The sequence below is a fragment of the Burkholderia arboris genome (assembly GCF_902499125.1).
Taxonomy (GTDB): Bacteria; Pseudomonadota; Gammaproteobacteria; order Burkholderiales; family Burkholderiaceae; genus Burkholderia; species Burkholderia arboris.
The window spans coordinates 36,615-49,626 of sequence record NZ_CABVPX010000003.1 but is presented as its reverse complement, the minus strand read 5'-3'; the positions used below and the strand labels follow the sequence as shown (position 1 = coordinate 49,626).

Below are 13,012 nucleotides of genomic sequence, written 5' to 3'. Positions count from 1 at the left end.
CATCCGCCGCCGCGCCCGCACCTGCTGGGCGCGGCGGTTTTTTTCAGCGCGCGGCGATCGCCGGTTCGCGCTTGTCCAGTTCCTTCCTCGCGGCCAGCGGCAGACGGGCGTCGTCCCACTGCGTCAGCCATTCGATTTCCTTCGCGGTGAACACCTGTCCGTAGTTGCGCAACGCGTACTGCAGCGCGTCGACGACGTGGTGGCGAATGATTTCGGGGGTACGTGCATCGTCCAGCACGAACCGGAGAGCTTCCAGGGTCGACATACTCGTGCTCCGGGTCAGGGAAAACCCTTTATCACACGCCAATAGTCGCGGGCCAAGCCGAAAAAAAATCCGGTTGCACGCGTTGGCGCCCCGAACGGCATCGCATTGCGACCGCGTCATGTCACTTGCGATTGGTTACGTTTGACAGAGAACAGAAAGCCCCGCTTCATCCGGTCGCCGCACGATCCGGCGATATTTTGCGCGCCTGATGGCAAGTCGTGCAGTTCAACGTCAATCGATGAGGTGGGGTGATGATTTCCAGGTTCGTCAAGCAACGAAAAATGGCGGTGATGGTGGCGGGCGCGCTGGCGCTCGCAAGCGCGGGCGCGTATGCGGCGCAGCAGGATGGCAACAGCCAGGGCGAGAACGGCGGCAATGCGCGCCGCGTGGTGAAGCACGTGCTGCTGCTCAGCGTCGACGGTCTGCACGAGCAGGATCTCGCGCGCTGCATCGGCGCGAACACGTGCCCGAACATCGCGGTGCTCGCCAAGAGCGGCGTGACGTACGCGAATGCGTACACGCCGGGCCTGTCGGATTCGTTCCCGGGCCTCGCGGCGCTCGTGACGGGCGGCTCGCCGAAGACGGCCGGCCTGTTCTACGACGTGTCGTATGACCGCAACCTGTATGCGCCGGGCGATACGACGTGCTCGGGCAAGCAGGGCTGGAACGTCGTGTTCGACGAAACGACGGGCATCGACGCGATCAACGGCGGCAAGCTCGTGCACCTCGACGGCGGCGGCGCGTTCAACCCGCAGGCGATCCCGCATGCGCGCGTGAACGGCCAGTGCGTGCCCGTTTATCCGCACAACTACGTGAAGACCAACACGGTGTTCGAAGCCGTGAAGGCCGGCGTGCCGAACGCGCACACCGCGTGGGCCGACAAGCACGCGTGGGGCTACGACTGGCTGAACGGCCCGTCGGGCACCGGCGTCGACGACATGATGCGCACCGAGATCAACTCGATCGACCCGGCGACGAACACCGACTACACGGACGTCTATTCGCACACCGCGCGCTTCGACAACCTGCACGTGCAGGCACTGCTCAACCAGATCGAAGGCCGCGATTCGACGGGCACGAAGCGCGCGCCGGTGCCGACGCTGTTCGGCGCCGACTTCCAGACGCTGAGCGTCGCGCAGAAGTCACCGGTCGCAAAGGGCGGCGGCTATCTCGATGCCGACTTCACGCCGAACGGCCAGGTCGCGAACGCGATCACCTACGTCGACAACTCGATCGGTCATATCGTCGCGGCGCTGAAGCAGGCGAACCTGTACGCGTCGACGGCCGTGATCGTCACGTCGAAGCATGGCCAGTCGCCGACCGATCACACGAAGCTCGTGAAGAACGGCGACACGCTGACGAAGCTGCTCGAAACGAACAATTACCTCGATCCGAACGGCAACTTCGGCCAGAACAACACGACGACGGGCAACCTGAACGACGGTTCGGGCCTGGTCGGCACGGGCTTCGTGCAGACCGACGACGTGGGCCTGATCTGGCTGCGCGACCGCAGCCAGCGCACGGCGGTGGTCGAGACGCTGAAGGCGAACCTGGGCTGCAATGCGCCGGGGATCTGCGCGGACGGTCCGCAGGCGTATGTCCTGCATGGCGCGGCGCTGGCCGACCGCTTCGGCGATCCGGCCAACGGCCGTACGCCGGACATCATCGTCCAGCCGAATCCGGGCGTGATCTACACGGCGAGCACGAAGAAGGACGAGGAGCACGGCGGCAACGCACCGGACGACAGCCATCTCGGCTTGCTCGTGTCGTATCCGGGCATCCACCGCGCGCGCACCGTGAACGACCTCGTCGGCACGAAGCAGGTCGCGCCGACGATCCTCGAGCTGCTCGGCGCCGACCCGCGCCTGCTGCATGCGGTCGTGGCCGAGAACACGCGTGTGCTGCCGGGGCTCGGGATCGGGCGCTGACGCGGCAGGCCGGATGTCGCCGCCGGGCGGCGTCCGGCGCCGGGCGCGCGTTGCCGTGCGGCGGCGCGCGCCGTTCGCTTTCGAGGCGACGTCGTGCCACCCTACGCGCGCCCCGATTCGTCCAGCATCCAGTCCCTGAATCGCCGCAACGCATCGCTCGTGTCGAGACGCTCCGGCGCGTAGCAGAGGTAATGTCCCTGCGCGTCCACGTCGACCGGTGCGTCGAACGGCTCGATCAGCGTGCCCGCCGCGAGATTGTCGAGAATCAGGAAACGCGGCACGAGGGCGATCCCGAGCCCCGCCTGTGCGGCCTGGATCAGCACCGAATACTGCTCGAAGCGCGGCCCGGCCAGCGCGTTCATCTGCGATGCGCGATGACGCTCCGCCCATGCGGACCACGCGATCTCCGCCTGCTCGTGCACGAGGCGCGGCGCCGTCGCCGCGTCGGCGGGCGCGTGCAGCGCATGCCGGTCGGCGAATTCGCGCGAACAGACCGGCACGAAGGTTCGCCCGCCCAGATAGTCGCTTCGCACACCTTCCCATCCGCCGTCGCCGTAGCGGATCGCCGCGTCGAGTCCGAAAGGAAACACGTCGCCGGGTGCGAGATGGCGGCGAAAGCTCAGCGTGACGTCCGGCGCCGTGGCGAGAAAGCGCGTGAGGCGCGGCAGCAGCCACTTGGTCGTGAACGTCGGCACGCTCGCGATCGTCAGCAGGTCGCTGTTCTCGCGCGCGCTCAGCAGTTCGATCGATGCGTTGCCGATTTCGCGCAACGGCCCGACGACGCGTGCGTGATACACCTGGCCCGCACGCGTGAGCGCGAGGCCGCGCCCCTCGCGCACGAACAGCTTCACGCCGAACAGGGCTTCGAGGTTCGCGATCTGCCGGCTGACTGCGCTCGGCGTCAGGCCCAGCTCGCGGGCCGCGTAGGAGAAGTTCAGGTACTTCGCAGAGGCGGCGAACGCGTGCAGCTCCGCCACGTTCGGATACAGGTGCTTCATGGCGGGCTGTTCCGTCCTTGCACAGGTCGATGCGCGCTTTTTACGTTTTTTTCATGACGATGCCATGTCGAAACCGCACACTGCGCCGGCTTCGACAACGCAAGCGGGCCCCGTCCGGCGGGCGTCGAGCGAGGCGTTCCCCGATCGTCAGCGAGTGAGTTCATGCATCCGTCAACCGCCCCGGCATTGGCCGACGGTGTTCCGATTCGTCGTAACAGACCGGCCTGTCCGCGCGTCGGCAGGCTGTTGCTGCAGGCGCTGCTCGCGGCGTTCGCGCTCTACCTGCTGTTGCCGATCGCGTTGCTGCTGATCGGCGCCGTGGGCGAATCGTGGACGAACACGCTGCTGCCCACCGGTGTCACCGGGCACTGGTTTGCCGACCTGGCTGCGAACCGGAGCTTCACCCGCGCGTTCGGCGTGAGCTTCATGGTGGCGCTGGCGTGCTGCGCGCTCAACGCGGTGATCGGCCTGCCGCTCGCGTATGCGCTGCATCATCGCGCGCAGGCCGGCGGCGGGTTCGCGACGCGCGTCGTGATGCTGTTGCCGGTCGCCGTGCCGGCACTGACGCTCGGTTTCGGCTACATCGCGATCTTCAGCGGCGACACGCTGCCGTGGCTCGGCACGTTGCCGTTGATGATCGCGGCGCACGCGGTGCTGACGTTGCCGTATCTGCTGCAGACGCTGCTCGGCGACCTGCGCCACCTCGGCCTCGCACGGCTCGAGGCCTGCGCGGCGACGCTCGGCGCGACGCCGCTGCGCCAGTTCGTCACGATCGTGCTGCCGAACCTGCGGCACAGCCTGTTTTCCGGCCTCGTGATGGTCGCCGCGCTGTCGATCGGCGAATTCCAGATCTCGAACCTGATCGCCGGCTTTCGCTACCGGAACTATCCGATCGTGCTGCTGCAGGCGTTCTACGGCGCGACGGGGATGGCGTGCGCGGCCACCGTCGTGCTGCTCGTGCTCGCCGTGCTTGCGACGCTCGTGTCCGTCGGCACCGTGCAACGTCTGAAATGAGCCATCCATGAGTCTCGAATTCGAACACGTCAGCTTTCAGTATCCGGGCGCCCGTCATGGCGTCGACGACGTCACGCTGTCCGCTGCGCAGGGCGAACTGCTCGCGGTGATGGGGCGCAGCGGGTCCGGCAAATCCACGCTGCTGAGGCTCGCGGCCGGGCTGCTCGACGGCTGGCGCGGCCGCATCGCGATCGGCGGTGCCGACGTGGCCGGCGTGCCCGTGTGGCGGCGCGAAGTGGGGATGGTGTTCCAGCACTACGCGCTGTTCCCGAACCTGTCGGTCGTCGACAACGTCGCGTACGGGTTGCGGATGCGCGGCGTGGCGGCCGGCCTTCGGCGCCGGCGCGCGCTCGACATGCTCGAGCGGGTCGGGCTGTCGGCCCATGCGACGCGCGGCGTCGCGATGCTGTCCGGCGGGCAGCAGCAGCGCGTCGCGCTTGCGCGGGCGCTCGTGATCGAACCGAAGCTGCTGCTGCTCGACGAGCCGCTCGCGGCGCTCGACGCCGGCATCCGCCATCAGTTGCGCGACGAGATCCGCGCGCTGCAGCGCGCGTGCGGCGCGACGACGCTGTTCGTCACGCACGACCAGGACGAAGCGCTGAGCATGGCCGACCGCGTCGCGATCGTCGACGGCGGCCGCGTGCTGCAGGCCGGCACGCCGCGCGACCTGTACGAGCGCCCGGCCACCGCGCAGGTCGCGCGCTTCGTCGGGCATTCGACGGTACTGCGCGGGCGGGTACTCGCGCACGGCGAAATCGACGTGAGTTTCGCGACGCTGCGCGCGGAAACGGGCGCGCATCGCCCGGGCGAGGACGTCGCAGTGCTGGTGCGGCCCGAGCACGTGCAGGCCGATCCGCCGGCGCAGAGCACGAACCGCATCGAAGGCCGTCGCGGGGAAGTGCGTTATTTCGGCGCGACGCAGCGTTACGACTTCATGCCGGACGGCTCGGCCGACGTGCTGCTGTGCGAAGGGCGCGAACCCGCCGCGCGCAGCATCGCGGTCGACCCGCGCCATCTGCTCGTGCTGCCGGCATCGCCGGACGCGCACTGATCCCTTTCGTTCAACGGAGATTCACGATGCTTGCAGGCTCCCCTCTTGTGAAGGCCATGCGCGCCCGCGTGCTGGCGCTGTGCGCGCTCGCGGCGCTCTCTTGTGCGGCAGCGCAGGCCGCGCCGCTGTATCCGGGCGAAGACGCGCTGTACGCGAAGGCGGCCGACGAAGGGCTCGTCGTGTCGTTCGATACCGGCCCCGAATGGGCGAACTGGAAGGCGCTGTTCGCCGAATTCCGCAAGCGCTATCCGAAGGTCGAGATCACGTACAACGACATCGGCTCGGCCGCGACCGTCGTCGCGCTCGACAAGTCGCGCCGCCGTCCGCAGGCCGACACCGCGTACTACTTCGCGGCGTCGGCGCTCGATGCCGCGGGCAAGGACGTCGTCGCGCCGTTCCGGCCGGTCAACTTCGACAAGCTGCCGGGCGTGTTCCGCGCGGCTGACGGCCGCTGGTTCGCCGTGCATTCGCTGAACATCGCGTTCCTCGTCAACCGGAAGCTCGTCAAGAACGTGCCGCAGCGCTGGTCCGATCTGCTGAAGCCCGAGTACCGCAATGCGGTGGTCTATCTCGACCCGCGCTCGACCGGGCAGGGCCAGGTCGCGGTGTTCGCGGCCGCGTATGCGAACGGCGGCAGTGTCGAGAACCCGAAGCCGGGCGCCGACTTCTTCGGCAAGCTGAAGCAGGCCGGCAACGTGCTGCGCGTCGAGGGCACGACGCCGTACGCGAAGTTCGTGAAGGGCGAGATCCCGATCCTGATCGGCTACGAGAACGACGGCCTCAAGGCGAAGTACGCGGACGGCATGGGCGATGCGGCCGACGTCGTGATTCCGCAGGACGGCAGCGTATCGGCGCCCTATGCGATGAGTCTCGTGAAGAACGGCCCCAACCCGTCCGCCGCGCAGCTCTGGCTCAACCTCGTGATGAGCGACGTCGGGCAGGCGCTGTTCGCGCAAGGCTATGTGCGCCCGGCGGTGCCCGGCACGCCGGTCGCAGCGGAGGTCGCGGCGAAGCTGCCGAACGCGCCGCAGGTGCGTCCGCTCGATGTCGCGAAGGCGGCGGCGCGCAAGGCCGAAGTCGACCAGCTCTGGTCGCAGGCCACGCTCGGCCAGTAAGGGGCGCGGGATGCACGCTTCCTTACCGGAACGCGGTGTATTGCGCCGCTTCGGCGCGCTGCCCGCGGCGGCCTTGCTCGCGGTGTGTTTCGTGCTGCCGCTGGCCGCGTTGGTCGATGCGGCGTGCGCGGACGGTGGCCGCGCGTTTGCGGCGGTGTGGCGCGATCCGCTCGTCGCCGACGCGATCGCGCGCTCGCTGGCGTTGGCGATCGGCGCCGGCACGTTGTCGGTCGGCGTGGGCGTGCCGGTCGCATTCGCGCTGGCCGGGCAGTCGCCGGCGCGGCGCCATTGGTCGCTCGCGCTGCTCGGTGTACCGCTCGCGTTTTCCGGGCTGGTGATCGCGTACGGCTTCATCCTCGCCTTCGGCCGCGCGGGCTTCGTGACCACGCTGCTGGCCGCGCTGGGCGCCGATCCGACCGTGGTCGGCGGCGCGATCTACACGATGCCGGGGCTCGCGGTCGCGTACGCGTACTACCTGATCCCGCGCGTCGCGCTGATGATCTACCCGGCGCTCGCGAATCTCGACCGGCGGCCGCTCGAGGCGGCGCTGACGCTCGGCGCGCGGCCGTGGCGTGCATGGCTCGACGTTGCATGGCGCGAGCTGTGGCCGTCGGTCGCGTCCGCATGGTGCCTCGTGACCGCGATCGCGCTCGGTACCTACGGCACGGCGATCGCGCTGGCCGGCACGCAGATCAACATCCTGCCGCTGCTGATGTACCTGAAGCTGTCGGACGGGCAAACCGATTTTTCGCAGGCGGCTGTGCTGTCGATCGTGCTGACGGCGATCTGTACCTGCGTTCTGGCACTGGGGGAAGGTCTTGTTCGCCAACGACGTCATTGAATGCGTGTGGTCCGAGCCGGCGCGCGATGCGCTCGCGCGACTGGCGCAGCGGCAACGCGGCACGCGCCGGCACCGGATGCCGGTCGGCCTGATCGGCCCGCGCGACGCGACGGATGAGCAGATGCGCACCGCGGAACGGATTGCGCACGCGGTTGCGTCGACGGGCGTCGCGCTCGTCGGCGGCGGCAAGCAGGGCGTGATGGAGGCCGCCGCCCGTGGCGCGCATGCGGCCGGCGGCTGCGCGATCGGGCTGTTGCCCGAAGACGATGCGACGCTTGCGAATCCGTACCTGAGCGTCGCGCTGCCGACCGGGCTCGGCATCACGCGCAATGCACTGGTCGCGCGAGCGTCGCTCTGCCTGATCGCGGTCGGCGGCGGGCTCGGCACGCTGTCCGAAATCGCGCTCGGGCTGCAGTGGGGCAAGCCGGTGTTCACGATGTGCGGCGCGCCGCAGGTGGCGGGCGTCGAGTGCTTCGACGAAGCGGACGGGCTCGTCGTGCGGGTTGCCCAGTGGCTGGCCGATTCGGCATAGCGCCGACGGGCGCGCGTCGGGCACGGGCTTGAAATGACGGGCGCAACCCGCCATATTGGCTACGCATCACCCGTTCAACGACGTACCGAGAGGATCGTTCATGCGCCTTCTGCTTGCCCTGCTGCTGCCGTGGTTCCAGTTTTTCACGATCGGCCGCCCGATCGCCGGGATCATCTGCCTGGTCCTGCAACTCACGATCATCGGCTGGCTGCCGGCCGCGATCTGGTCGGTGTATGCGTTGAGCCAGTACAAGACCGACCGCAAGATCGACGCGGCGTTGCGCGAGCGGCGCTGACGCAGGCGGCCACGGGCGTCGCCGCTCGCCGTGGCCACCGCCGGTTACTGCGGCGGCGGCCCGTCCAGTTCCTCGGCCCGCGCGAACAGCCAGTCGACGAACGTGCGCAACGCCGGATCGTCGTCGTTGCGATACAGGCAATGAAACGGCGGCCCTTCCAGGTGGACGTCCGGAAACAGGGCGACGAGCCGGCCGCTCGCGAGAGCGTCGCGCACCACCGCGCGCGGCGCGAGGCACACGCCGAGCCCGCTCGCGGCGGCCTGGACCAGCAGGAAGAACTCGCGATAGAACGGTCCGCGCAAGGTTTCGGTGACGTCCGTGCCGGCCTGGTGGAACCAGTATTGCCACGCCTGCGGCAGCCCCGCGTAGTGGAGCAGCGGCGCGCTGCGGAGGTCCGCCGGCACACGCGCCTGTGCGAGCACCGGATGGCCGGGCGCACACACGGGTAGTGCGACGTTCGCGAGCAGCGGGCGCGACACGAAGCCCTTGCGGCGCAGCTCCGGCGTATAGCGGCGGATCACGATGTCGCACGCCTCGTCGATCTGGTCGCGCTCCACGTCGGCACTCGTGACGAGCTGCACGTCGATGCCGGGATGCGCGGCCTGGAACACGGCCAGTTGCGTCAGCAACCATCCATGCGCGAATGACACGGACGCGTTGACCCGGACCGAATGGCCGCCGACGGGCTCGAACATCTGCCCGGTCGCCTGTGCGAGCCGGCCGAGGCAGCTCGCGACGTCGACGAGGTAATGCCGCGCGCGCGGCGTGAGCCGCAGCGAACGCCCGTCGCGTTCGAACAGCTTCTGCCCGAAGAACGATTCGAGCACGCGGATCTGCTGCGCGATCGCGCTCTGGGTCACGTTCAGTTCCTCGGCGGCGAGGGTGATGCTCTGCAGTCGGCCGGCAGCTTCGAAGCTGCGCAGCGCGTTCAGGGGCGGCAATCGGCGCATCGTGAGATCGCGAAGAAAAGCTACACAGTGGGTCAAAAAATGTCGTTTGTCGCGGCTTGGGCGCGTCCCTATGATGGCGCCGACAGGAGAAAACCGCGATGACGATCATAGCGCCACCCGATTGCCGATCAACCGGAATTCGCCGCCGTTTTCGCGACCGGCGCACGGCGCCGCGCGCGATGCGCCGCGTGGCAGCGGTGCCGCCGGTGCGCGGCCGCGGTGCGCTGGCGCTCGCCTGCGCCGGGCTGCTCGCGATGCTGGCCGGGTGCGCGGCGAAGCCGCAGAACGAACGCCAGATCGGCAACGGCGGATCGCTGGTGCGCTACAGCTCCAGCCAGACTGAAGTCGACCTGACGGACCACGAGCAACAGACGCTGCGCATGATGACCGATCGCCGCTATGCGGGCGCGACGCAGGCGCGCACGCTCGACGCGGTGGCGGCCGTGCTGCGTGCGCAGGGCTATGCGCCGGTGACGGTCGACCGCGACATGGGGCTGATCGAAGGCGGCCGCAGCAACACGCTGATTCCGAAGTGGCGGCAACTGCTGCGCGGCGCGCTGAAGGCGAAGATCGGCGGCTTGCCCGCGAAACCGGATCACGAGCGCGTGGCCGCCGTCGTCTCGGTCCGCGTCACATCGGCGCGCGACGCGATCGTGCGGGCGCGCTTCGACCGCACGGTATGGGACAGCAACGGCGATTCGCGGATGAAGACCGTCGTCGAGCCCGATTGCTACCAGACCTTCTTCAGTGCAATGGACAAGGCGATGTGCACGACGTCGTGCGAGCGGTGAGCGGCACGCACGTGCCGAGGCGGGGAGGAATGGAGGGGGGGGGCTGCCGCCCGACGGCGGGCGGATGCGCGAGCCGGGGCGCGCGGCGCGCAGCACGAAGGCGCCTGCGAGAAAACGGCCGCCCGGATCGTCGTTCGACCGGGGCGACCGCTTCGCTTACTTCACGGCAAACAGCGTCAGATTCATGAAGATCTTGAACGCATAGCCGAGCGTGACGGCGCCGATCACGCCGCCCGCCCACAAGACGACGAACCACATCCAGCCGCGCATTCGCGGCCGTGGCGCCTCGGGTGGACGATCGGCGGAATTAGTGGTGGTAGTAATGCTGGTCTTCATGGCGCACCTTGCCTCGGAATACCCAGTAACCCATCGTCGTGTAGGCGATGATGATCGGGAGGATAACCGCTGCGCCGACCAGCGTGAAGGTCTGGCTCGAACGCGGGGCCGCCGCTTCCCAGATCGTCATCGTCTGAGGAATCGCATACGGGAACAGCGTGACGAGCAGGCCGACATAGCCGAGCAGCACCAGCGCCAGCGCGAGCACGAACGGCGTCATGTCGTGCCGGTCGCGTACCGCACGGCGCATCCACACCGCGCACCCGGCGACCAGGAACGGCACCGGCAGCAGGCGCCAGAACAGCCCCGAATCGAACCAGCGCTGCGCGATGGCCGGATCCTGCAGCGGCGTCCACAGGCTGACGACCGCGATGAAGCCGAGCAGCACGACGGTCAGCGGCCACACGACGCGATGCAGGCGGCGCTGCAGGTCGCCTTCGGTCTTCGCGACGAGCCAGCAGCAGCCGAGCAGCGCATAGGTCACGATCAGGCCGAGGCCCGTCAGCAGGCTGAACGGCGTGAGCCAGTCGAATGCGTCGCCCGCGAACACGCCGTCCTTCACGTTGATGCCCTGCAGGAACGCGCCGAGCGCGATGCCCTGGAACAGCGTCGCGCCGGCCGAGCCGCCGATGAACGCGAGATCCCACAGCTGTTTCGTGCGTCGCGCCTTCGCGCGAATCTCGAACGACACGCCGCGGAAGATCAGGCACACCAGCATGAAGATCAGCGGCAGGTACAGCGCGGACAGCACGGTCGAATAGACGATCGGGAACACGGCGAACAGCCCGGCGCCGCCGAGCACGAGCCATGTCTCGTTGCCGTCCCACACGGGTGCGACCGTGTTCATCATCAGGTCGCGTTCCTTCTCGTCCGGGAAGAACGGGAAGACGATGCCGATGCCGAGGTCGAAGCCGTCGAGCACGACGTACATGAAGAGCCCCAATGCGATGATCGCGGCCCAGATTACGGTGACGTCCATAGGTTTTCTCGTTTGCGAAAGGGGGGCTCAGACGGTTTCGAGCGGCTCGTCGACGGCCGACATCGGGCGGCGCGCGGTGTGATCGGGGCGCGTGTCGGGCGTGTCGTCGTGCTTCGCGTCGGGCAGCGCGGGGCCGGCCTTCATCAGCTTCAGCATGTAGTACACGCCGGTGCCGAACACGAGGAAGTACACGATCACGAACGTCATCATCGACAGGCTGACCTGCTGCACCGACAGCGGCGACACGGCCTGCGCGGTACGCATCACGCCGTAGACGACCCACGGCTGGCGGCCCGCTTCGGTCGTCACCCAGCCCGCGAGCAGCGACACGAAGCCGGTCGGGCCCATCACGAGCGCGAAGCGCTGGAACCCCTTCGATTCATACAGGCGGCCGCGGCGGCGCAGGAACCACGCGAGCGCGGCAAGGCCGATCATCGCGAAGCCGAGGCCGACCATGATCCGGAAGCTCCAGAACACGACCGTCGAATTCGGCCGGTCTTCCGGCGGGAATTCCTTCAGCCCGCGGATCTCGCCGTCCCAGCTGTGCGTGAGGATCAGGCTGCCGAGGTGCGGCACTTTCACTGCGTAGCGCGTCGTTTCCGCCTTCATGTCCGGGATGCCGAACAGGTTGAGCGGCGTGCCGCCCTTTTCGGTTTCCCACAGCCCCTCGATCGCGGCGATCTTCGCGGGCTGGTGCTTCAGCGTGTTGATGCCGTGCTGGTCGCCGATCACGGCCTGCAGCGGCGCGAGCACGAGCAGCAGCCACAGCGCCATCGAGAACATCTTCTTCACGCTCTTGTCGCGGCGGCCCTTCAGCAGGTGCCACGCGCCCGTCGCGGCCACCACGAGCGCGGCGACGATGAACGCGGCGATCGCCATGTGGAACAGGCGGTACGGGAACGACGGGTTGAAGATGATCGCGAACCAGTCGGTCGGCACGACGCGGCCGTCGACGATCTCGAAGCCCTGCGGCGTCTGCATCCAGCTGTTCGACGCGAGGATCCAGAAGGTCGAGATCAGCGTGCCGATCGCGACCATCAGCGTCGCGCCGAAGTGCGCGCGCGGGCTGACGCGGTTCCAGCCGAACAGCATGATGCCGAGGAAGCCGGCCTCGAGGAAGAACGCGGTCATGACCTCGTACATCAGCAGCGGCCCGGTGACGGCGCCGGCGAAGCTCGAGAAGCCCGACCAGTTCGTGCCGAACTGGTAGCTCATCACGACGCCGGAGACGACGCCCATCCCGAACGCGACCGCGAAGATCTTCGACCAGAACAGACAGAGGGTTTTGTAGTACTGCTTGCCGGTCCTGAGCCAGCGGTATTCGAGCACGGCGATGAAGCTGGCGAGGCCGATGCTCAACGCCGGAAAGACGATGTGAAAGGAGACGGTGAACGCGAATTGCAGGCGGGCCAGATCGAGGGCCGAAAGTGCGGTGTCCATACCAGATGACCGAAGCTGACGATACCCGCCGGCGGGTGCCGGCGGACCCCGGCAGACAGGCGTCGGGGTTGGCTGGAGTATGTGCCGCGATGTTGCACCGCGAAATGCGCCAACTCGTCGCAGATGTCCAGCCTGTCGCGCGTGATTGCGGGATAAATCGTTGATTCGTATCAAGAAGGCCGTTCGCGGCGCCCGCGGGTGCGGCGTGGCGCTCTGACGCACGTGCGTCAATATGGCGCGTCGCGTCATCGGAACGGTTCCGGCCATGCGGAAATCGCGCGGCGGGCAGTCCGCGCGCGGCGCCAGGTGCAGCCGATCCGTTTCGGCGCATTAACGCGTAACGGACGCCGGCGTACCGGCGGGCCGTCGCGGGGAGCGGTGTCACACGGGTAACGTCGCGCAACATTGGCGTGGCCGCCGGTAATGGATGCCGGATCGCGCGCGGCGTAGCGTTCCGGGTGTCGGGTTCGCATCGAC

The 13,012-nt window shown here is 68.2% G+C and carries 14 protein-coding genes; 8 read left to right on the top strand and 6 right to left on the bottom strand.

The window, feature by feature from the left end; translation table 11 throughout:
* Positions 1-43 precede the first annotated feature (43 nt).
* Positions 44-265 carry a hypothetical protein gene (locus BLA15945_RS04655; protein WP_059238606.1) on the bottom strand — a complete coding sequence of 74 codons (222 nt, stop codon included), beginning with the start codon at positions 263-265 and terminating at the stop codon, positions 44-46.
* A 251-nt stretch (positions 266-516) separates the two neighbouring features.
* On the opposite strand from BLA15945_RS04655, the gene BLA15945_RS04650 reads away from it, so the two are divergent.
* On the top strand, positions 517-2,193 hold the full coding sequence (locus BLA15945_RS04650; RefSeq protein WP_174991618.1) for an alkaline phosphatase family protein: 1,677 nt from the start codon (positions 517-519) through the stop codon (positions 2,191-2,193).
* Positions 2,194-2,294: 101 nt separating this feature from the next.
* On the opposite strand, the gene BLA15945_RS04645 is transcribed toward BLA15945_RS04650, so the two are convergent.
* On the bottom strand, positions 2,295-3,191 hold the full coding sequence (locus tag BLA15945_RS04645; protein WP_059238610.1) for a LysR substrate-binding domain-containing protein: 897 nt from the start codon (positions 3,189-3,191) through the stop codon (positions 2,295-2,297).
* Positions 3,192-3,353: 162 nt separating this feature from the next.
* Here BLA15945_RS04645 and BLA15945_RS04640 point away from each other — a divergent pair, with 162 nt between their 5' ends.
* From BLA15945_RS04640 to BLA15945_RS04615, 6 genes are all read left to right on the top strand, one after another.
* A complete protein-coding gene (locus BLA15945_RS04640) occupies positions 3,354-4,205 on the top strand; it encodes an ABC transporter permease (RefSeq protein WP_174991617.1) in 852 nt (283 codons plus the stop codon).
* A 7-nt stretch (positions 4,206-4,212) separates the two neighbouring features.
* A complete protein-coding gene (locus BLA15945_RS04635) occupies positions 4,213-5,256 on the top strand; it encodes an ABC transporter ATP-binding protein (protein ID WP_059238614.1) in 1,044 nt (347 codons plus the stop codon).
* Between the two features lie 26 nt (positions 5,257-5,282).
* Entirely contained in the window at positions 5,283-6,371 is a 1,089-nt protein-coding gene (locus BLA15945_RS04630; protein ID WP_059238616.1) for an extracellular solute-binding protein, read from the top strand.
* Positions 6,372-6,381: 10 nt separating this feature from the next.
* Positions 6,382-7,212 (top strand): ABC transporter permease, encoded by an 831-nt coding sequence (locus tag BLA15945_RS04625; protein WP_174991616.1) that lies wholly within the window; start codon positions 6,382-6,384, stop codon positions 7,210-7,212.
* A 76-nt stretch (positions 7,213-7,288) separates the two neighbouring features.
* Positions 7,289-7,744, top strand: a complete 456-nt coding sequence (locus tag BLA15945_RS04620; RefSeq protein WP_155627300.1) for a TIGR00725 family protein — start codon at positions 7,289-7,291, stop codon at positions 7,742-7,744.
* Between the two features lie 100 nt (positions 7,745-7,844).
* Positions 7,845-8,039 carry a YqaE/Pmp3 family membrane protein gene (locus BLA15945_RS04615; RefSeq protein ID WP_048023552.1) on the top strand — a complete coding sequence of 65 codons (195 nt, stop codon included), beginning with the start codon at positions 7,845-7,847 and terminating at the stop codon, positions 8,037-8,039.
* A gap of 44 nt (positions 8,040-8,083) precedes the next feature.
* Here BLA15945_RS04615 and BLA15945_RS04610 read toward each other — a convergent pair whose 3' ends face one another.
* Positions 8,084-8,989, bottom strand: a complete 906-nt coding sequence (locus BLA15945_RS04610; RefSeq protein ID WP_233464122.1) for a LysR substrate-binding domain-containing protein — start codon at positions 8,987-8,989, stop codon at positions 8,084-8,086.
* 179 nt (positions 8,990-9,168) lie between these two features.
* Here BLA15945_RS04610 and BLA15945_RS04605 point away from each other — a divergent pair, with 179 nt between their 5' ends.
* Positions 9,169-9,780: a hypothetical protein gene (locus BLA15945_RS04605; protein WP_233464121.1), complete on the top strand. Its 612-nt coding sequence runs from the start codon at positions 9,169-9,171 to the stop codon at positions 9,778-9,780.
* 156 nt (positions 9,781-9,936) lie between these two features.
* On the opposite strand, the gene BLA15945_RS04600 is transcribed toward BLA15945_RS04605, so the two are convergent.
* From BLA15945_RS04600 to BLA15945_RS04590, 3 genes are read right to left on the bottom strand one after another with little or no spacing between them, the layout of a single operon-like run.
* Positions 9,937-10,116, bottom strand: a complete 180-nt coding sequence (locus BLA15945_RS04600; protein ID WP_174991614.1) for a hypothetical protein — start codon at positions 10,114-10,116, stop codon at positions 9,937-9,939.
* Positions 10,088-11,095 carry a cytochrome d ubiquinol oxidase subunit II gene (gene cydB, locus BLA15945_RS04595; protein WP_034187693.1) on the bottom strand — a complete coding sequence of 336 codons (1,008 nt, stop codon included), beginning with the start codon at positions 11,093-11,095 and terminating at the stop codon, positions 10,088-10,090. The genes BLA15945_RS04600 and cydB overlap by 29 nt, the downstream gene beginning before the upstream one ends.
* A gap of 27 nt (positions 11,096-11,122) precedes the next feature.
* The gene (locus BLA15945_RS04590; protein WP_059238625.1) at positions 11,123-12,535 is read right to left on the bottom strand and encodes a cytochrome ubiquinol oxidase subunit I; all 1,413 of its coding nucleotides are present in this window, start codon (positions 12,533-12,535) and stop codon (positions 11,123-11,125) included.
* Positions 12,536-13,012: the final 477 nt, after the last annotated feature.

Coding starts and splice junctions, on each gene's coding strand:
- BLA15945_RS04655 (WP_059238606.1), bottom strand. CDS start 265: ATGTCGACCCTGGAAGCTCTCCGGTTCGTGCTGGACGATGCACGTACC.
- BLA15945_RS04650 (WP_174991618.1), top strand. CDS start 517: ATGATTTCCAGGTTCGTCAAGCAACGAAAAATGGCGGTGATGGTGGCG.
- BLA15945_RS04645 (WP_059238610.1), bottom strand. CDS start 3,191: ATGAAGCACCTGTATCCGAACGTGGCGGAGCTGCACGCGTTCGCCGCC.
- BLA15945_RS04640 (WP_174991617.1), top strand. CDS start 3,354: ATGCATCCGTCAACCGCCCCGGCATTGGCCGACGGTGTTCCGATTCGT.
- BLA15945_RS04635 (WP_059238614.1), top strand. CDS start 4,213: ATGAGTCTCGAATTCGAACACGTCAGCTTTCAGTATCCGGGCGCCCGT.
- BLA15945_RS04630 (WP_059238616.1), top strand. CDS start 5,283: ATGCTTGCAGGCTCCCCTCTTGTGAAGGCCATGCGCGCCCGCGTGCTG.
- BLA15945_RS04625 (WP_174991616.1), top strand. CDS start 6,382: ATGCACGCTTCCTTACCGGAACGCGGTGTATTGCGCCGCTTCGGCGCG.
- BLA15945_RS04620 (WP_155627300.1), top strand. CDS start 7,289: ATGCCGGTCGGCCTGATCGGCCCGCGCGACGCGACGGATGAGCAGATG.
- BLA15945_RS04615 (WP_048023552.1), top strand. CDS start 7,845: ATGCGCCTTCTGCTTGCCCTGCTGCTGCCGTGGTTCCAGTTTTTCACG.
- BLA15945_RS04610 (WP_233464122.1), bottom strand. CDS start 8,989: ATGCGCCGATTGCCGCCCCTGAACGCGCTGCGCAGCTTCGAAGCTGCC.
- BLA15945_RS04605 (WP_233464121.1), top strand. CDS start 9,169: ATGCGCCGCGTGGCAGCGGTGCCGCCGGTGCGCGGCCGCGGTGCGCTG.
- BLA15945_RS04600 (WP_174991614.1), bottom strand. CDS start 10,116: ATGAAGACCAGCATTACTACCACCACTAATTCCGCCGATCGTCCACCC.
- cydB (WP_034187693.1), bottom strand. CDS start 11,095: ATGGACGTCACCGTAATCTGGGCCGCGATCATCGCATTGGGGCTCTTC.
- BLA15945_RS04590 (WP_059238625.1), bottom strand. CDS start 12,535: ATGGACACCGCACTTTCGGCCCTCGATCTGGCCCGCCTGCAATTCGCG.